Raw genomic sequence first — 17,229 nt, 5'->3', positions numbered from 1 at the left:
AATTCGATAGCTTCATAGTAAAAAGCCGTTTTCCTTTAGTTGCTGATTACTCAGTACTCAGCACTCATTACTCAGCACTGTTTGATGACTGGTAATTTCTGATTCTTGATGACTTAATTGTTGCAGCGCCTTTGCTAAATCAGCCGTGAGATGTTTAGCATTTTGTTTGATGGAGCCATTGATGTAATCTCCTACTTCTATTGCCGAGCCAATATGAATGTTCACACTTGTACCCCAACTAGGATATGGCTGGCTGTAGTTGATGCTAATGGGTATAATTTTTACTCCTAATCCTGAGTGACTAGACTCAGCACTTAAAGCAAGACGAGCAATTCCCGACTTCAAAGGGTGAACTTTACCATCACGATAAATCCCGCCTTCTGGAAAAATCACTAAGGCTTTTTTCTGCTGAAGTAGCTCAACTCCGTGTCGCAGGGTGCGGATTGACGGATGTTGAATATCTACAGGAAACCCCCCCAAACGTCGGACAAACCAGCCTTGCAATCCTTGGCATTCAGTAATAGTTACCATGAACCGCAAGTCTTTTCCTCTCACACAATCAGTAGCAGCATAAGGTACGAGCAATGCATCCCAACGCGCCCGATGTGTAGGAGCGAGAATAACAGGGCCAGTCGTGGGAATATTTTTTTGTCCGGTTATGCTAATTCGGCCAAAGAATAATGGTAGTAGGCAGTGACGCCCCAGTAAATACGCCAGAGGACTTAACCAAGGAGAAACCCTTGAGGTAGTAGGAGCCACCTGAGAATTTTCTGGAGTCTTCGCTGGTGTGTACTGACAAATATCGGATGAAGAGTGATCCATGATGACGGTGGCAGCTGATTGACGGGTAAGATTTAACGAAAAGCCTGATTAGTTACACCGTAGATTTTCTTGCATGAATTGTGTCGTACCAGCTGGACAGTTTTACTGCTGTCCTTAACTTCTTTTATGTCTCCTAGTAGCAAACCAGGCTTGCAATTGCCGACGACAAGCTGACTCTAGAATGCCTCCAATTACCTGTAGGCGGTGATTAGAAGCGGCGCTGTCAGGAATATTAGTAACTGTACGAATTGAACCAGTTTTTGGATCGTCCACTCCATATACAAGCAATCCTAGACGCGCCTGTACGATAGCGCCTGCACACATTGGACAAGGTTCTAGAGTTACATAGAGGGTGCATTCATTAAGACGCCAATTTTGTAAAGTTGTAGCAGCTGTCTTAATAGCAAGAATTTCAGCATGAGCTGTAGGGTCTTTGTCACGTTCTTTTCTGTTTTCTCCTTCAGCTAGCAAATATCCAGTTGAATCAATAATAACAGCACCAACAGGAACTTCACCTGCATTACCTGCTGCTTGTGCCAATTCTAGGGCACGACTCATCCATTTTTTATGTATAAGATATTCTGTGTATTTTGTTAACATATTTTTATAGCTATTAGATGAGTAAAATACACTGGCAAAGAAGATAGGAGACAGGAGATAGGAGACAAAGATATTCTAAATATCTGAGTTGTATCCGAATTTTCAATTTACCTTGCGAGAGTGTATCGCAATAAATTAAGAACTACGATAAATTTTGGGTAAAACTGAATTTTTGCAACCAAATAGCCCGCAGACTGAAAGTCTGGGGCTAATATTACCAAGCCTGTAAAAGTGAGCTAATTGTCTAAATAATGGCTTGGGCTAACATGAAATCGAGTTGTCCTTGTGTATCTAGCTGATAGAGATCATCACAGCCACCAATATGCTGCTGATTGATGAAAATTTGTGGTACAGTACGGCGTCCGTTAGCACGTTCTGCCATTTTAGCTCTGGCTGCTTCGTCGCCGTCAATTTTGTATTCGGTGAAGTTTGCACCTTTCCACCACAGCAGTAGTTTAGCGCGGATACAGTAAGGGCAAGTTTGCCAAGTATAAATTTCGACATTGGCTTTAACGCGCTCTGGATGGCGATTTAAGAGGGGATTAAGAAAGTCCAGCATATTTATCTTAAAAGAGATTTTAACTATCTCTAGCCTAGATCATTGCTGGCATTGGTTAACGCATTGGGGCTGGAACCCACTTCCCAAAACTCTCTAGATGATTCCAGTAAGCCAAATATCCAGTGAATGCCCAAATGAGAGCGGCTACTATCAGCACGGCTGCACCAATTAGTCGCCAAGTTCGGTTCGTTTTCCAATAGAGAGTTGGTGCAGCACAGACACCACCTAACCCAGTGAGAATAAACCCGATTCCTGACAAAAGTGGTTGCCTTGTTAAGTTCAAGTTGATGATACGTATACCTAGCACGATCGCAACTAAACCAGCAAAGAAGGCGTAAATTGCTATTGTCAGCAAATCCCAACTTTGGGAGAGAGCGATCGCCGCTGCAACAAATAAAATCCCAAAGAGAACACTCGTTTCCCCAAAAGTAATATTAAAGCTACCGGTAACTGGCCAGGTGAAGATCATGTGTAAACCAGTTGTCAATGCGAGCGCGCCTGTTATCCCAAATCCAGGAATCCATTGTTTTTGATTAGGGCTATCTATTCCACGATTCACATAGTCAGCCAATAAAACTAACCCGGCTACCATATTGATCAACATTAGTGTGATGTAGTCAATAAACATGATTAACTTCTTGATATTTTTCTAAGTTGGTCTAATGTTTTGACTGAACTTACCAGCTTTCTTGGCTCTATTATTTAGAACCACAAATAAACTTAATGCTAAAACAAAGTGATATTTTTAACCGAAACAGCACTAAGCGCTAAATATATTCAGCACTCAGCACTCAGCACTGACCATGCTATATGCTGGAATAAGATGAGCGGAAATAATGAAGTTGCAACTGGCACTTTTTTAACCAGTTAGCAGTAAAACTTAACTTTCCTCCACGTGTATCCGCCCTTTGGTAGACTTGAAAACTGAAATAGCCAGATAAAAAGACGCGAAGACAAGCAGTTAAGGGGGCAGACTCTGTGGAAAATACACTTGGGTTAGAGATTATTGAAGTCGTAGAGCAAGCAGCGATCGCATCCGCAAAGTGGATGGGTAAAGGCGAAAAAAACACTGCTGACCAAGTAGCAGTGGAAGCCATGCGGGAGCGGATGAATAAAATCTATATGCGCGGTCGCATTGTCATTGGAGAAGGCGAACGCGATGACGCCCCTATGCTTTACATTGGGGAAGAAGTCGGTATATGTACTCAACCAGATGCCAAAAACTATTGTAATCCCGATGAATTAATCGAGATTGACATTGCTGTTGACCCCTGTGAAGGTACTAACTTAGTAGCTTATGGACAACCTGGTTCGATGGCTGTCTTAGCAATTTCTGAAAAGGGTGGATTATTTGCTGCTCCAGACTTTTACATGAAGAAGTTAGCAGCACCTCCAGCAGCTAAAGGCAAGGTAGACATCAACAAGTCAGCTACCGAAAACCTCAAGATTCTTTCCGAGTGTCTAGAGCGCTCTATTGAAGAACTTGTGATCGTGGTAATGAAGCGCGATCGCCATAATGATTTAATTAAAGAAATCCGTGAGGCTGGAGCAAGAGTACAACTGATTTCCGATGGTGATGTGGGTGCAGCTATATCCTGCGGTTTTGCCGGAACTAATATCCACGGGTTGATGGGTATCGGTGCTGCTCCTGAAGGTGTAATCTCCGCAGCAGCAATGCGTGCTTTGGGTGGACACTTCCAAGGTCAACTGATTTACGATCCAGAAGTCGTAAAAACAGGTCTGATTGGAGAAAGCAAACAAGCTAACATTGACCGTTTAAAGTCTATGAATATCAATGACCCCGATAAGGTCTATGATGCTCATGAATTGGCATCTGGCGAAACTATTTTGTTCGCTGCTAGCGGAATTACTACTGGTAATCTAATGCAAGGTGTGCGTTTCTTCAAGGGCGGAGCAAGAACTGAAAGCTTGGTAATTTCCAACCAATCTAAAACTGCTCGCTTTGTCGATACAATCCATATGTTTAACGAACCAAAGACTCTCCAACTGAACTAATTTTTGGGGATGGGGAATGGTAAAAGTAGGGACGAAGCATTTGGAAAAAATTCTTTCGATCAAACCGAAAAATAGTCACCCAAATACTTCACCCCTACAGTAGTTAGTAGTTATTAGTTAGTAATTAATTGTTGTTTGTTGGTTGTTACAAGCAACAAACAATAATTTCCCCATTACCCCTTATCCCTAGAGGGGCCCCCTGAGTTCCCCATTCTTTATTCCCAACTACCAATTAGTAACTACGATTTAGCAAATGAATATAGCAGTGGTGGGGTTAAGCCATAAAACAGCCCCAGTTGAAGTCCGGGAAAAGCTGAGCATTCCAGAACCACAAACTGAAAGCGCGATCGCTCATCTAACCAGCTATCCTCATATTGAAGAAGTCGCAATCCTTAGTACTTGTAATCGGCTGGAAATTTACATTGTTACTAGTGAAACAGATCAAGGTATCAGAGAAGTTACCCAGTTTCTTTCAGAACACAGCAAATTACCTGTGCTTGCTCTACGACAACATTTGTTTATGTTGCTACATGATGATGCAGTGATGCATATCATGCGGGTAGCAGCTGGCTTAGATAGTTTGGTACTCGGAGAAGGTCAAATTCTGGCTCAGGTAAAAAATACTCACAAACTGGGACAGCAATATAACGGTATAAAAACCATTTTGAATCGATTATTTAAACAAGCGCTGACAGCTGGCAAGCGGGTTCGTACCGAAACCAGTATTGGCACTGGCGCAGTCTCTATTAGTTCGGCAGCTGTAGAGTTGGCGCAGATAAAAGTAGCAAATTTAGCAGCTTGTCGAGTGGCAATCCTGGGTGCTGGTAAAATGTCACGCTTGTTAGTGCAACACTTGCTTTCTAAAGGTGCTGTGCAAATTAGTATTGTAAATCGCTCTCGTGAACGTGCCCAGGAGTTAACAAAGCATTTCCCCGAACAACCTATCCAAACTCATTTGCTATCGGAAATGATGACAGTGATTGCCGATAGTGACTTAGTATTTACAAGTACTTCTGCTACAGAACCAATACTTGACCGTGCCAAGTTGGAAATGGTATTAGAACCTCAGCGTTCTCTAATGTTATTTGATATTTCTGTACCTCGTAATGTTCATGGAGATGTGAATGAACTGGTAAATGTACAGGCGTTCAATGTGGATGATTTGAAGGCGGTAGTGGCGCAAAACTACGAAAGCCGCCGGAAAATGGCTCAAGAAGCAGAAAGACTTTTAGATGAAGAGGTGGAAGCCTTTGATATTTGGTGGCGCAGTCTAGAAACGGTCACTACTATCAGCTGTCTGCGGAACAAAATTGAAACTATCCGCGAACAAGAATTAGAAAAAGCTTTGTCAAGATTGGGTTCAGAATTTGCTGACAAACATCAAGAGGTGATCGAAGCATTAACCAGGGGAATTGTGAATAAAATTTTACATGATCCGATGGTACAGTTGCGATCGCAGCAAGATGTAGAGGCAAGACGGCGCTGTATGCAAACCTTGCAAATGTTATTTAACTTAGATGCAGGGGAACAGTTTAGTTAAATCAATTTGAGATTCGGATAAATTCAAAATTTAAAATTGAGTTTTGCTGCTGTTATAAGTGTGTGTTTTTAATTTAACTTTGCACCTAACAGTAGAAATTTTGTAGTTTGCGAAAGTTAGATATTTACTGAAAAGTGCTGAGCAATCATTGCTCAGCACTACTGAAACCTCCTCAGTGGTCGAATACAAAGTAATAGAGGAGGACAAATTTTGCTGATATCTTCAAGTTAAAGATAACAGTAGTGAGTACGTAGGCGTAGCCCGTCTTAGCGAAAAGTGTATCACGTCGTTTTCCGCCGTAGGCATCTGTTAGCGAAACGTAAAGCCTTCTCTACGAGAGGCTGCGCGGTAGCTCAGTTCCCCGTACGGGTACGCTTAGAGCGACGCTGTGCAAAAGCAGAGCAGCGGTTTCTGCCGTATACGCCCGGAGGGCAGCTTGTCAGAGACATCTGAACTTTGTAAGAAAGGGGCGTCACTTTTCAAGATAGACATCCCACATCTTATCTACTCAGCAATGATGAAATTTTGAATTTTTAATCAGTGAAATTTCAATCGCTTATAACAATGGTCTTGTTCTAGCTTGATAGTCCATTAAAGCGCCTTGACTAATTACAGTCCGTCCATTACTTCTACTAGTGGGAATTTGTCCTTTTTGTACAGCCATGTACAAGGTGCTTTGGTCTACACCCAAGAATCTGGCTGCTTCTACAAGTGAAGTCCCCTGTCTGAGGGTACTCCCTCTTCTTCTACTAACTGATGAGGGATATATCATGGCGAAATGTAAAGAACAACTTAAGAAATCTCAATCTTTTACGAAAAAAACCTAAAAATTATCATTAACTCAAATTTGTCTAAGATAACTTAATGCTGTGTCAGAGGAGGACAGCAGCACTAATTTGATTTCTTTCTAATTAGATTGGGATCAAATCTAATTATAACAAATTATGAAGAAGGAACAATTTCAGACCCTGCTGCGATTTTTCAAAGCTTTGGCAGACGAGAGCAGATTGAAGATTGTAGGTATCCTGGCAAATCAGGAATGCAGCGTCGAAGAATTGGCGGTGCTACTACAACTCAAGGAACCGACGGTATCTCATCATCTGGCGAGACTCAAAGAGCTGAATTTAGTAACTATGCGCCCTGAAGGTAATAGCCGCCTCTACCAATTAGACAGTGATGCTTTACAAAGCATCAGCAAAGAAATTTTCACGCCAGAGCAAATTGCATCTTTGATTGAAGATGTAGATACTGAAGCCTGGGAAAGCAAAGTCTTGAAAAACTATTTCGAGGGCGATGTTTCCGACAAGGACTCCATCCAACGCCTCAAAGAAATTCCCGCTAGTCGCAAAAAACGCTTAGTAATTCTCAGGTGGTTAGCAAATAAATTTGAAATTGGGATTCAGTATCCAGAACGTACGGTGAATGACATTCTCAAGCGCTATCATCCTGACTACGCTACCCTACGACGGGAGTTGATTGGCTATCAGTTAATCCAGCGAGAGAATGGGGTTTATTGGCGGATGACAGAGGTGTGACGCCAAGGGCGAACGCAAGCCTTTTGGCAAACGTTTAGGTCGGAAGTCTCCGCTGAGAGTTTTCAAAAGCGGCAGTTCCGACTTCTCGAATCGGGATTGCAATTACAAACTCTGTACCCTGTCCAGGTGATGAAATGCACCGTAATGAGCCACCATGTTTTTCAGTAATAATTTGGTAGCTAATTGATAATCCCATACCAGTACCTTTTCCAACAGGTTTAGTCGTGAAAAAGGGGTCAAATAGATGTGACTGGATTGCTTCTGGAATCCCTATTCCATTATCAGCAATATGAATAACGGCATTTTCATTTACCTGGGCTGAAGAAATACGAATTATAGGTTCTGGACATAGCCCCTTTTGAAAAGCCTCTTCCAAAGCATCGATGGCATTTGCCAAGATGTTCATAAATACCTGATTCAATTGTCCTGCAAAGCACTGGATTTTAGGGATTTCACCATATTCTTTAATCACGGTAATTTTAGGGCGGTTGCCTTCTGATTTGAGACGGTGTTGTAAAATTAACAAAGTACTGTCAATCCCTTCATGCAAATCAGCTGTTTTAAATTCGGCTTCATCCAAACGAGAGAAGATTCGTAAACTGAGGACAATTTCCCGGATACGATTGGCTCCAATCTTCATGGAACTCAAAATTTTAGGCAAATCTTCTGTTAAATATTCAATATCAGCTTCTTGTTTAGCATTTTGAATTTCTGGTTCTGGGTAGGGGTAATACTTTTGATAAAGTTGAAGTAGCCACAATAACTGTTGAGTGTAATCGTCAGTATGCTTGAGATTGCCGTAGATGAAATTAACTGGATTGTTAATTTCATGAGCAATACCAGCAACCAACTGTCCCAAAGAAGACATTTTTTCGTTCTGGATTAATTGGGACTGAGTACGCCTAAGTTCTTGTAAAGTGTACTTGAGATCAAGATTTTTTTGTCGCAGTGCTTGCGTGCGTTCTTCTATTTTTTCTTCTAAAGTTTGGCTGTAAATCTCTAGCTTTTGATTCGCTTCATATTGTTCTGCTAACAGTTGCTTTACCTGTTGAATTAACTGGTTAAAAGAAATGGCTAAAATTCCAATCTCGTCTTCAGTTGTTACCGGAGCTTGGAGATCAAAATTAGATTCTTGGGTGACTCGTTGTGCCACTTGTGTAACAGCTTGTAAATAACAAGTAATATTTTGTGCAATTAAAAACCCAATAATTACCACAATACTGCTTCCCAATAAAAACAACAGTCCTAAATGCTTCCATAAATTAGATTGAGCAATCTCTAACAGCGAGATAGGATACAGAACTGTGGTTGTTAAAGACTGACTTGCCCCTGTAAAAACAATACTTTTGGCTAAATAGTTTTTGTTGTCAATAGTGATTCGTGTAGCTGATAGATTAGGAGGAGGAAATTGCCAATTTTTCCCCTTGATTGCTGCCAAAAAGGTTGTTGCAACTACACGATTTTGTCTGTGGACAATCAAGTATTTGGAGGAACCAGCAGCAATTTTTTGCAGTAGAGTATCGTCTATTAAACGACCGATGATGATTCCTCCTAAGAGTCCTGCTGATGATTTAATCCCATTTGTTACTACTTCGAGAACCTGTTCCCCACCTTCTACATCTACTAAATCAACTAAATGCGCTCCTCTACTAGCAGTGGTGGTAATTACTGCGTCTAAGAACTTGGCTTGACTCAAAGAGTTGTTTCGTAAATCTACGAGAATATTACCCTGAGTATCAATTACCTTAATCCAATCCAATTTCAAAATAGATTTGAGTGGTAGCAATATTTGCAAAAGCAAACCTTGATCACGTTGTTTAACAGCCTGATTCAGCAGATCTCGATTAGCAATAAGTTCGATTTCAGTTTCTAAGGTTTGCTGTTCATATTGAAAATCCTGATAAACTCGTTCAGCAAAACTTCCAATTTCTTGACGAAAATTCTGCTGCAAACTATCGGTAAACCAATTTCCTAGCACTATTAAGCCCAGCATGAAGACGCTCAGACAAACTGCAAGCATCGGTAGAACAATCTTTTGGCTAAGTCTCAGCCCCCTGAAAAATTTTTTCATGACAGACTCAATTTATTTAGCAGGAACAAAGCTATATTTTTGTAGTAGTTTTTCACCTTCAGAGCCAAAGATAAAATCAATAAAACCCTGAGTAGCTGCTGAAGGTGCTTTGTCCCAGAGGATACCTATATGACGCACCATTTTGTATTGACCATTGGTAAAGTTTTGCACTTTAGGAGCAACACCATTGAGACTAAGACGATTAACAGTTGATTGATTGATGATGGAAGATGCCAAAGAAAAAGCGCCGATAGAATTAGGAGTACTTTGTAAGGTTTCGATCAATTCTCCCTCTTTGTTCAAAATCACAGCTTTAGTTGTAGTCTTTTCTTCTCCCAAATAATATTTTCGCAATAACTTTTTCGCAGACTCGTCTTCGGGTCTATCCAAGACTATAATGTCTGCATTAGCACCGCCTAATTCTCGCCAATTTGTGATGTCACCTTTGTAAATTGATTTTAATTGCTTGGTTGATAAGTTGGTAACACCTTTAACACTGTTGTGGGTGGCGACAAGTAATAAATCTTGTGCCAGTTCACGATATTGAATTTTAACGTTCTCTTCTTCTGATTTGAGTTTGTGGCTGCTGCTAGCGATATCAATAATATCGTTTTTCAGGGCTGCGATCGCTCCTTCAGATTGACTAGTGGAGATAAACTCAATTGTGACAGTTTTGTGTTGGGATTGATACGCTTGTGCTAAAAGTTTTAAAACTGTTACTGTTGAACTAGAACCACCAATTTTGATGATCGTTTGGGCTTGAGAATCAGCTTGGCTGGTAACTGAACTAGAATCTTTCAGTTCAGTCGATTTAACTGAGTTACAACTACAAAGCCCAAAGATGATGATGCCAATGATCATTGACTCAGGAATCTTCTTCATAAATAAATCTCCAAATATCTAAAACCCGAAATCGGTCTAAGCTTTCATAGCTTAATATTCCCGAATAATCATAAAATGTAACTATGAAAAACAAGATACCCGACTTTTCAAAGAAGTCGGGTATCTATGGTTTTTATTCTTAAAGATATTTTTAGCTCACAAATTATTTTCCCAAATATGCCTCTAGAACTTTCGGATTTGTCTGAATTTCTGCTGGCGTTCCGTCAGCCAAATTTTGCCCTTCCGCAAGTACCCAAACGCGATCGCACAAAGACATAATTACATCCATATTGTGTTCAATAATCAGAAAAGTCATACCGTCAATCCGGTTCCAAGCGATAATGCGATCGCATATATCATCAATTAATCTTGGATTCACGCCGGCTGCTGGTTCATCCAACAAAATTAACTTAGGATTAGTCATCAACGCCCGTCCTATTTCCAGTAGCTTGCGTTGTCCGCCAGACAAACTACCAGCATAGTCCTGTGCCTTTTTTGCCAATCCTACTGATTCCAACAAAAACATAGCCCGCTCTTGTAGCTGCTTTTCTTCTCTAGCAACAATGTGCGGTTGCAACTGCATTTGCCAAAAGTTTTCACCTGTTTGTTTTTGCGCCGCCAGCAGCATATTTTCTAACACCGACAACCGCGAGAGCGTCCGGGCTACCTGAAAGGTACGTACTACACCCTGCTGAGCGATTTGGTATGTTTGCAAGTTGTGAATAGGTTCGCCGTCAAAAATTACTCGTCCCTTATCTGGGCGAATGAAGTTCGAGAGTAAGTTAAATAAAGTAGTTTTGCCAGCACCATTAGGGCCAATCAAACCCGTGATACTGCCTTTCGTAACTTCAATCTTTGCGTCATTAACTGCTTTGATACCACCAAAGCTTTTACAAAGTCCAGTGGCTACCAACAGGGGAAGTTGAGATGACTGGTTATTTACCAAGGGTAAGTTCCTCCTTTTTCCCTAAGATACCTTGAGGACGCCAAATCATCAGTACCATCAAAATTAAACCGATAACCATGATGCGAAATGCACCCAAACGTGCTTCATCAAGGGGAATAAATCTTGGCAAGACTTCCCGTGTGATGGCATCGTAAGCAAAGTAAATCACCGCGCCTAAGATAGTGCCGACATTATTACCAGAACCGCCTAAAATCACCATAATCCAAGTATCAAAGGTGAGCTGCGGTTGAAAATTATCCGGGTAGATAGCGCTGAGTTGCCAAGCAAAGAAAGCACCAGCGATACCTGCGATCGCACCCCCAAGCATGAGAGATTGTAATTTATACCAAAAGACGTTTTTGCCCAATGCTTTGGGAATTTCTTCATCTTCGCGGATAGCTTTGAGAACTCGACCCCAAGGCGATCGTACCAAAATTTCTAATCGCCAAAATACAAATGCTAAAACTAACAGCAACAGTAGCATTAAACCCGCTTTTGGGGTGTAATTATATAGTGAGATTACCCCAGAAATATAAATCGCTGCTACCAAAAGCGCGAACAAAATTCCTACTACCAAGCGTGATAATAATTCTTGCCTGCTAGCTGTCTTTTTGGTTGAATCAGCAACTCTGGATATTTGAGCAGTCCGAATCCACCGCCACAAGGTAAAGAAAGTTACACCAGTTAGTAGCGTCAAAAGTCCAATCATCACAAATCTGAAAAACAAATTTGGTTCTGTGGATAACGGTATGGGATAACTTTGCACGCCAAATGCCCCAGATGTCCAGGTGTCACCTACAGGTAAATCCTGATTATTCACCACCAAACGAATTAGTTCCCCAACACCAATAGTGACAATTGCTAGATAATCTTCTCGTAAACGCAGAGTAGCGAAGCCAATTATCAAGCCCAACAAAGCTGCGACAATTGCCCCCACCACAGCCGATATTAGTAGGGGTACGCCCTTTAAGCTTAATAACACGGTTGTATATGCACCGAGCGTCATAAAAGCGATATGACCAAAGTTAATTAACCCTGTAAAGCCCCACTGCAAGTTAAGTCCCAGACCGAATAAAGCAAAAATTGCTGTAGAAATTGCTAAGAAAATGAGATATTCAACCATATAAATTTAGTTATTTGTCATTAGTCATTAGTCATTTGTTATTGGTCAAGGGTCAAGAGTCAGTATTTATTGCCCCCCTGCTCCTCTGCTCCCCTGCTCCCCTGCTCACTCCTGGGCGAATAAATTTTAGCTTAGCTTCAGGATAGTACTGTATCGCCGTTAAACCTTGCTGATTTTATGGGAATACTATTTATTGTTGGTGTTGGGTTGTAAGTAATAATTTGCATATGAATTTGCTGCGACTTAGGATGCATCATTTAATCGAGCAGTTAGCCGATGAGGATTTGCAAACCATTTGGAGTGTTCTCGAAGCTTTACATTGTGACTTTTATATGCTGAAAGCCATACAACAAGTCAAGCGATCGCAGCAACCGTGGGACATCTTAACCCATGATGAAGCGATCCGACTGTTAATGTTTTTCTAAATAAGAAGCGCTTTTAGTCAGCACTATTTTTTAAGGTAACGCCTAGTGAGTCTGGAAGTGCGCTATGCCAGGTCTTTTTTGCTAGACCTAAAAAATTTAGAACCTGCTGCCTACGAGCGGGTGTATGATTTTGTATTTGTCGAGTTTGCTCAAAACTGTCAACTGCATTGCCTCAAAGAACTGCGACAGCTTGATAGTGAGCGGATTTTTCACCGCTTTACTCTAGATAATTATTTGATTGGTATAGAAATTAGAGGCGAAATTGTGAAATTTCTGCGTGTCATCCCTATGCCAGATGTTTAGGTTAGAGAGTTAAGCGAACACTTAAAACTGTAAACTGTATAAGGCTAGGCAGGGATCGCTATAACCTTACATTAAACTGGTTTTTGGAAAACACTTTACTTGAGATTTCCCTATGGATGCTAGGGCACTTTGGCAACGATACCAAAATTGGTTATATTTCCACGAGGGATTGGGACTGTATTTAGATGTAAGTCGGATGCGGTTCGATGATACCTTCGTGGAGTCGTTGCGGCCGAAGTTTGACAAGGCGTTTGCGGATATGGCGGAACTTGAGAAGGGTGCGATCGCAAATCCCGACGAGAACCGCATGGTTGGACATTATTGGCTGCGAAACCCTGATTTAGCGCCAACTCCAGAGCTTACACAAGAAATTGTCCAAACCTTAGAACAAATCGAAGCCTTTGCTGAAAAAGTTCAAACAGGTGCTATTCATCCTCCCAGGGCAAGCCGCTTCACCGATATTATTTCTATTGGCATTGGTGGTTCTGCTCTTGGCCCCCAATTCGTCGCTGAAGCCCTCGCCCCTGATTTCCCGCCCCTGAAAATTCACTTTATCGACAATGCTGATCCCGCAGGTATTGATCGCGTTCTGACTCATTTGCGAAATAACCTCTCCAGCACTTTGGTATTGGTAATTTCCAAATCTGGAGGGACGCCGGAACCCCGCATCGGCATGATTGAAGTTAAAAAAGCCTACGCGGGACAAAATTTGGACTTTTCTCACTATGCGGTAGCTATTACCAGCGTTGATAGCAACCTAGATAAGATAGCCAAAGCTGAAGGTTGGCTAGCCAGGTTTCCCATGTATGACTGGGTAGGAGGACGCACCTCAGAAATGTCTGCTGTAGGGTTAGTACCAGCGGCACTACAGGGAATTGATGTTCGTGCCATGCTAGATGGCGCAAAAGAAATGGATGATGCTACCCGCATCCCAGATGTGAAAAATAACCCAGCGGCCTTGTTAGCTTTATCTTGGTATTTTGCCGGCAATGGAAAAGGTGAAAAAGATATGGTTGTCCTACCTTACAAGGACAGCTTATTTTTATTCAGTCGCTATTTGCAACAGCTGGTGATGGAATCCTTGGGTAAAGAAAAAGACTTAGACGGTAACGTAGTCCATCAAGGCATCGCCGTTTATGGTAACAAAGGCTCAACAGATCAACACGCTTACGTGCAGCAGTTGCGTGAGGGTGTGGCGAATTTCTTTGCTACCTTTGTTGAAGTTTTAGAAGATCATAAAGGCCCATCCCCTGAAATAGATCCGGGAGTTACGTCAGGCGATTATCTTTCCGGTTTTCTTCAAGGAACCCGACAAGCACTTTTTGAAAATCATCGTGATTCAATTACAGTCACCATTCCCCAAGTTAACCCCCGAACTGTAGGGGCACTAATTGCTTTGTATGAGCGTGCTGTAGGTTTCTATGCTAGCTTAGTCAACGTCAACGCCTACCATCAACCAGGGGTAGAAGCTGGCAAAAAAGCTGCCGCCACTATTCTTGACTTGCAAACACGAGTGGTGAAAGTGCTGCAAAAAGAAAAAACTGCTCTTTCTATCGCCGACCTCGCAGACAAAGCTGGCGCATCTGACCAAGTTGAGGCAATTTACAAGATTTTGCGTCATCTGCACGCCAATCAACGGGGTGTAGTTTTGCAAGGCCATTTGGGACAACCCAGTAACTTGACAGTTTCGGCTAGCTGATAGGCATAAATTTTACATTGCAGTGAGTTTTAGTATTGTTGTTAATGCAACAATTTTGTATGGTTAAGCATCCTTGTATTGAAGTGCGAACTTTGGTATCGGGATGCTTAACTGTTTCGGTCTGTCGCCAAGGTTAATTTCTCAACCAGTTCAGCCTTGAGTTTTTGAAAGTAATTGGCAGCATCTTTCAGACCTGAAGCTTTGGCATAGCGAATCAAAGGTTCTATTAACCAAGCTTCTGTAGGAGTCATTTGAGGTTTTAGTGTACCGAGGCGCAAATTCAAATCCAGCCATTGCAAACTAGAAGGAATATGGTCAGCATGTTCTCGACAGGTTTCTATAACTTGAGTGAAAATTACCTCAAAATCTTCTTGCAAATCATAGACTTTTACCATTTGCCCAACCCGAAATACTTGATAGACTAATTCGCGCATTCGGATTTCATGAGAAGATTCCAGAATGTCTTTGACTGTTAAGGCTTTAAAATTCCCTCCAGAATCAATTGCCCAAATCTGTCCCAGCAAATTGCAGACGAGATTTACCAATGCCTTATCAAATTCTAGGCGAGTAGCGGAACTAGAGGAAGCCTCTTCAAACCAGCCTCCTCTTCCAGCCAAAACCTGACAGCAGCGTTCCCTAGTGCTAGCATCTCCCCCAGCAATTTGAGTTCGTCCTCTCGACACTCCTGGTCGATAAATGGTTTCAGACCCGCTTCCTTCCCGTAGTCCAGTTTGAATTGTTACCCCACGCAGAAATCGACAGACTATTTGAGGCATTGTAGAGGGCCAAAGGTCTGGAAGACGTCCAAAAAGTGTTGCTTCTTCGATTTTTTCAATAAAAATTTGTCGGAACCGCTGAAAATAAATGCCATTAGAACAGAAAACAAATAAGGGAAACGATGTGGCTGGCTGCAATAGCTTTTCTTGTTCTTCAATCAGCACTAATAATTCTACAAGGGTGGTAATTACGTTTAAGAGTTGGTCAGGGTTGGGACAGACAAGAACCACTTCTGGTAAAAAACCAGACCGATAGCAGGTGAGCAAGTCTGGTTTGAGGATTGTATCTGTGGGGATAGATTGGATTCCTTGAGGTGTGGCGATCGCAATTTTACCACTCTGCTTTAATGAGTCAGCACTAACAGACCCTCGCCGCTCTATAAAATAGACGTGATCATCTAATTGCGTTAGCTGTTTTGTTAAATGATAGAAAAAACTAACTCCTAACGCTCCAGTTGGTAAAATTCCTATACTATTTGAAATTAAGGAACTCATACCTCAATTCTCTGCTAGATCGGCAAGCACTTGACAAGCCTTGCTTAAATCGGAAACTTTGATTATTAGGCGCATATTTTCACCAGGTTGGACATTACTCCCGTAAATGTATTCAATATTAATTTTGGCAGCCGCAAGAGCATGACTCAATAAAGCTAGTTGACCTGGATTATCTGTTAATTCAATGGCTAAAACATCTGCCTCAATTACGTAGAATCCCTCTTTTACCAAAAGGGCTTTACAGTTAGTAGGATCGCTAGCTACCAAGCGAATAACACCCTGGTCTATGCTGTCGAGTAGAGAAATTGCTTCAATATTAATTCGCTCTTTGGCAATCGTAGTGCTGACGGCAGCTAGGCGACCAGGGTAGTTTTCCAGTGCTACTGTCAGTTGACGTTGAATTTTAAAGTGCATACATAAAAGAAGGCTTTGACCTATGGTCTTGTTTAATTATCTCATTTTGCTGTGATCTTAGTTAGAGGCAGCGATCGCCTTTACCTTCCTGTAAAATAAGGCTAAAGACTGCGGGGGCGACATGAAAGCTAAAACGTAGACAAAATAAGCTCCGTAGCCCTTATACCTCGTAAATAATACTCTAACTTATTGCGATTTAATTTCATGATTTTTTGAACAATACACCAACAGTTATCCATAAAACTTACCCAAGTTTGACTATATAAACCAATATAAAAACTACTATGTCTTCTCGTCATTCGCCCAGATTGTTTTGTAAAAATCAAGAGACACCCGATTTTAAACCTAAACTATCAAGCGAGTGCCAAATTTCGTCTTTATTTTGAATAAATTCATTTTTTTTAATCTCAAACAAAACTGTACTTTTTGCTCCTTGAGGCAATTAGCCAATTTCACATCACAGAGCAAAATTCTCTATCTCCTAATACAACAGTCTGATATTTATTGAATAATGGCTAGTACTTGAGAAAATAATTTTGATTGCTCCTCAAAATTACTATTTCCCAATCTGGATATAAATTCCCAATATACTGGTATAGCTCTTTGCTCATAAATTAAACTAATCATCAAATTTTTTCGCTGCCATTTAGTCCTGTCAATTACCAAATAAATTCTTTGATTATCCAGAAAATTTTCAATTAACCAGTTTTCTATTATTGGAAACCAAGTTTTCTGGATATTGAGTGTTAACAGCGATAAAAATCCAGAACTTACGCACTCAGATCCCCCAACCCCCTTCAAAAGGGGGCTTTATAAATTCCCCCCTTTTGAAGGGGAACCAGCGCGGTCTTCTCCCAAAGGGAGAGGCTAGCGCCAAGGGGGTTTCCACGCCACTGCCCACAACGGATAGCGCAGCGTAAAGCCTTCTCTTCTCCTATCGGAGACACTTCGTGAACGAGAGGCTTCGCCTTAAGCGAAGCCATGCCGCAGGCTTTACGGCATGGCTTCTCTACTTTGAGGCTG

17 protein-coding genes are annotated in these 17,229 nt (G+C 41.5%); 6 read left to right on the top strand and 11 right to left on the bottom strand.

Annotated features, from left to right (window positions below; translation table 11 throughout):
• Nucleotides 1–57: 57 nt before the first annotated feature.
• The 4 genes from FNW02_RS17320 to FNW02_RS17305 all read right to left on the bottom strand — a co-directional run bounded on the left by FNW02_RS17320 (nucleotide 58) and on the right by FNW02_RS17305 (nucleotide 2,609).
• Nucleotides 58–822 (bottom strand): lysophospholipid acyltransferase family protein, encoded by a 765-nt coding sequence (locus FNW02_RS17320; RefSeq protein WP_191758760.1) that lies wholly within the window; start codon nucleotides 820–822, stop codon nucleotides 58–60.
• A gap of 114 nt (nucleotides 823–936) precedes the next feature.
• Nucleotides 937–1,422, bottom strand: coding sequence for a tRNA adenosine(34) deaminase TadA (gene tadA / locus FNW02_RS17315; RefSeq protein WP_191758759.1), 486 nt, complete (start codon nucleotides 1,420–1,422; stop codon nucleotides 937–939).
• Between the two features lie 244 nt (nucleotides 1,423–1,666).
• Entirely contained in the window at nucleotides 1,667–1,981 is a 315-nt protein-coding gene (gene grxC / locus FNW02_RS17310; RefSeq protein WP_191758758.1) for a glutaredoxin 3, read from the bottom strand.
• Between the two features lie 55 nt (nucleotides 1,982–2,036).
• Nucleotides 2,037–2,609 (bottom strand): DUF981 family protein, encoded by a 573-nt coding sequence (locus FNW02_RS17305; RefSeq protein WP_191758757.1) that lies wholly within the window; start codon nucleotides 2,607–2,609, stop codon nucleotides 2,037–2,039.
• 350 nt (nucleotides 2,610–2,959) lie between these two features.
• On the opposite strand from FNW02_RS17305, the gene glpX reads away from it, so the two are divergent.
• Nucleotides 2,960–3,997: a class II fructose-bisphosphatase gene (gene glpX / locus FNW02_RS17300; protein WP_191758756.1), complete on the top strand. Its 1,038-nt coding sequence runs from the start codon at nucleotides 2,960–2,962 to the stop codon at nucleotides 3,995–3,997.
• Between the two features lie 253 nt (nucleotides 3,998–4,250).
• Entirely contained in the window at nucleotides 4,251–5,537 is a 1,287-nt protein-coding gene (locus FNW02_RS17295; protein ID WP_191758755.1) for a glutamyl-tRNA reductase, read from the top strand.
• 556 nt (nucleotides 5,538–6,093) lie between these two features.
• Here FNW02_RS17295 and FNW02_RS17290 read toward each other — a convergent pair.
• On the bottom strand, nucleotides 6,094–6,309 hold the full coding sequence (locus FNW02_RS17290; RefSeq protein ID WP_191758754.1) for a helix-turn-helix domain-containing protein: 216 nt from the start codon (nucleotides 6,307–6,309) through the stop codon (nucleotides 6,094–6,096).
• Nucleotides 6,310–6,481: 172 nt separating this feature from the next.
• On the opposite strand from FNW02_RS17290, the gene FNW02_RS17285 reads away from it, so the two are divergent.
• Complete coding sequence (locus FNW02_RS17285; RefSeq protein ID WP_191758753.1) at nucleotides 6,482–7,072, top strand: DUF2087 domain-containing protein; 591 nt, start codon at nucleotides 6,482–6,484, stop codon at nucleotides 7,070–7,072.
• A gap of 34 nt (nucleotides 7,073–7,106) precedes the next feature.
• Here FNW02_RS17285 and FNW02_RS17280 read toward each other — a convergent pair whose 3' ends face one another.
• From FNW02_RS17280 to FNW02_RS17265, 4 genes are all read right to left on the bottom strand, one after another.
• Entirely contained in the window at nucleotides 7,107–9,143 is a 2,037-nt protein-coding gene (locus FNW02_RS17280) for a sensor histidine kinase (RefSeq protein ID WP_191758752.1), read from the bottom strand.
• A 12-nt stretch (nucleotides 9,144–9,155) separates the two neighbouring features.
• The gene (locus FNW02_RS17275) at nucleotides 9,156–10,025 is read right to left on the bottom strand and encodes a substrate-binding domain-containing protein (RefSeq protein WP_191758751.1); all 870 of its coding nucleotides are present in this window, start codon (nucleotides 10,023–10,025) and stop codon (nucleotides 9,156–9,158) included.
• A gap of 163 nt (nucleotides 10,026–10,188) precedes the next feature.
• A complete protein-coding gene (locus tag FNW02_RS17270; RefSeq protein ID WP_191758750.1) occupies nucleotides 10,189–10,971 on the bottom strand; it encodes an ABC transporter ATP-binding protein in 783 nt (260 codons plus the stop codon).
• Nucleotides 10,961–12,094, bottom strand: a complete 1,134-nt coding sequence (locus FNW02_RS17265) for a branched-chain amino acid ABC transporter permease (protein WP_191758749.1) — start codon at nucleotides 12,092–12,094, stop codon at nucleotides 10,961–10,963. The genes FNW02_RS17270 and FNW02_RS17265 overlap by 11 nt, the downstream gene beginning before the upstream one ends.
• 227 nt (nucleotides 12,095–12,321) lie before the next feature.
• Here FNW02_RS17265 and FNW02_RS17260 point away from each other — a divergent pair, with 227 nt between their 5' ends.
• The 3 genes from FNW02_RS17260 (at nucleotide 12,322) to FNW02_RS17250 (ending at nucleotide 14,521) form a co-directional block, all read left to right on the top strand.
• Nucleotides 12,322–12,519 carry a hypothetical protein gene (locus FNW02_RS17260; protein WP_162396960.1) on the top strand — a complete coding sequence of 66 codons (198 nt, stop codon included), beginning with the start codon at nucleotides 12,322–12,324 and terminating at the stop codon, nucleotides 12,517–12,519.
• Between the two features lie 45 nt (nucleotides 12,520–12,564).
• Entirely contained in the window at nucleotides 12,565–12,822 is a 258-nt protein-coding gene (locus tag FNW02_RS17255) for a cytotoxic translational repressor of toxin-antitoxin stability system (RefSeq protein WP_191758748.1), read from the top strand.
• A 112-nt stretch (nucleotides 12,823–12,934) separates the two neighbouring features.
• Nucleotides 12,935–14,521 (top strand): glucose-6-phosphate isomerase, encoded by a 1,587-nt coding sequence (locus FNW02_RS17250; RefSeq protein WP_191758747.1) that lies wholly within the window; start codon nucleotides 12,935–12,937, stop codon nucleotides 14,519–14,521.
• Nucleotides 14,522–14,628: 107 nt separating this feature from the next.
• Here FNW02_RS17250 and FNW02_RS17245 read toward each other — a convergent pair whose 3' ends face one another.
• The gene (locus FNW02_RS17245; RefSeq protein WP_191758746.1) at nucleotides 14,629–15,792 is read right to left on the bottom strand and encodes a hypothetical protein; all 1,164 of its coding nucleotides are present in this window, start codon (nucleotides 15,790–15,792) and stop codon (nucleotides 14,629–14,631) included.
• A 3-nt stretch (nucleotides 15,793–15,795) separates the two neighbouring features.
• Nucleotides 15,796–16,206, bottom strand: coding sequence for an amino acid-binding protein (locus tag FNW02_RS17240; RefSeq protein ID WP_191758745.1), 411 nt, complete (start codon nucleotides 16,204–16,206; stop codon nucleotides 15,796–15,798).
• Between the last annotated feature and the right edge of the window lie 1,023 nt (nucleotides 16,207–17,229).

This window comes from Komarekiella delphini-convector SJRDD-AB1 (assembly GCF_014831675.1).
Lineage (GTDB): Bacteria > Cyanobacteriota > Cyanobacteriia > Cyanobacteriales > Nostocaceae > Komarekiella.
Note: the sequence above shows the minus strand (reverse complement) of the source record. Positions and strands in the feature narration are given on the sequence as shown.

Excerpts from the sequence above, each read along its gene's own strand:
- FNW02_RS17320 (WP_191758760.1), bottom strand. The coding sequence starts at position 822 with ATGGATCACTCTTCATCCGATATTTGTCAGTACACACCAGCGAAGACT.
- tadA (WP_191758759.1), bottom strand. The coding sequence starts at position 1,422 with ATGTTAACAAAATACACAGAATATCTTATACATAAAAAATGGATGAGT.
- grxC (WP_191758758.1), bottom strand. The coding sequence starts at position 1,981 with ATGCTGGACTTTCTTAATCCCCTCTTAAATCGCCATCCAGAGCGCGTT.
- FNW02_RS17305 (WP_191758757.1), bottom strand. The coding sequence starts at position 2,609 with ATGTTTATTGACTACATCACACTAATGTTGATCAATATGGTAGCCGGG.
- FNW02_RS17295 (WP_191758755.1), top strand. The coding sequence starts at position 4,251 with ATGAATATAGCAGTGGTGGGGTTAAGCCATAAAACAGCCCCAGTTGAA.
- FNW02_RS17290 (WP_191758754.1), bottom strand. The coding sequence starts at position 6,309 with ATGATATATCCCTCATCAGTTAGTAGAAGAAGAGGGAGTACCCTCAGA.
- FNW02_RS17285 (WP_191758753.1), top strand. The coding sequence starts at position 6,482 with ATGAAGAAGGAACAATTTCAGACCCTGCTGCGATTTTTCAAAGCTTTG.
- FNW02_RS17280 (WP_191758752.1), bottom strand. The coding sequence starts at position 9,143 with ATGAAAAAATTTTTCAGGGGGCTGAGACTTAGCCAAAAGATTGTTCTA.
- FNW02_RS17275 (WP_191758751.1), bottom strand. The coding sequence starts at position 10,025 with ATGAAGAAGATTCCTGAGTCAATGATCATTGGCATCATCATCTTTGGG.
- FNW02_RS17265 (WP_191758749.1), bottom strand. The coding sequence starts at position 12,094 with ATGGTTGAATATCTCATTTTCTTAGCAATTTCTACAGCAATTTTTGCT.
- FNW02_RS17260 (WP_162396960.1), top strand. The coding sequence starts at position 12,322 with ATGAATTTGCTGCGACTTAGGATGCATCATTTAATCGAGCAGTTAGCC.
- FNW02_RS17250 (WP_191758747.1), top strand. The coding sequence starts at position 12,935 with ATGGATGCTAGGGCACTTTGGCAACGATACCAAAATTGGTTATATTTC.
- FNW02_RS17245 (WP_191758746.1), bottom strand. The coding sequence starts at position 15,792 with ATGAGTTCCTTAATTTCAAATAGTATAGGAATTTTACCAACTGGAGCG.
- FNW02_RS17240 (WP_191758745.1), bottom strand. The coding sequence starts at position 16,206 with ATGCACTTTAAAATTCAACGTCAACTGACAGTAGCACTGGAAAACTAC.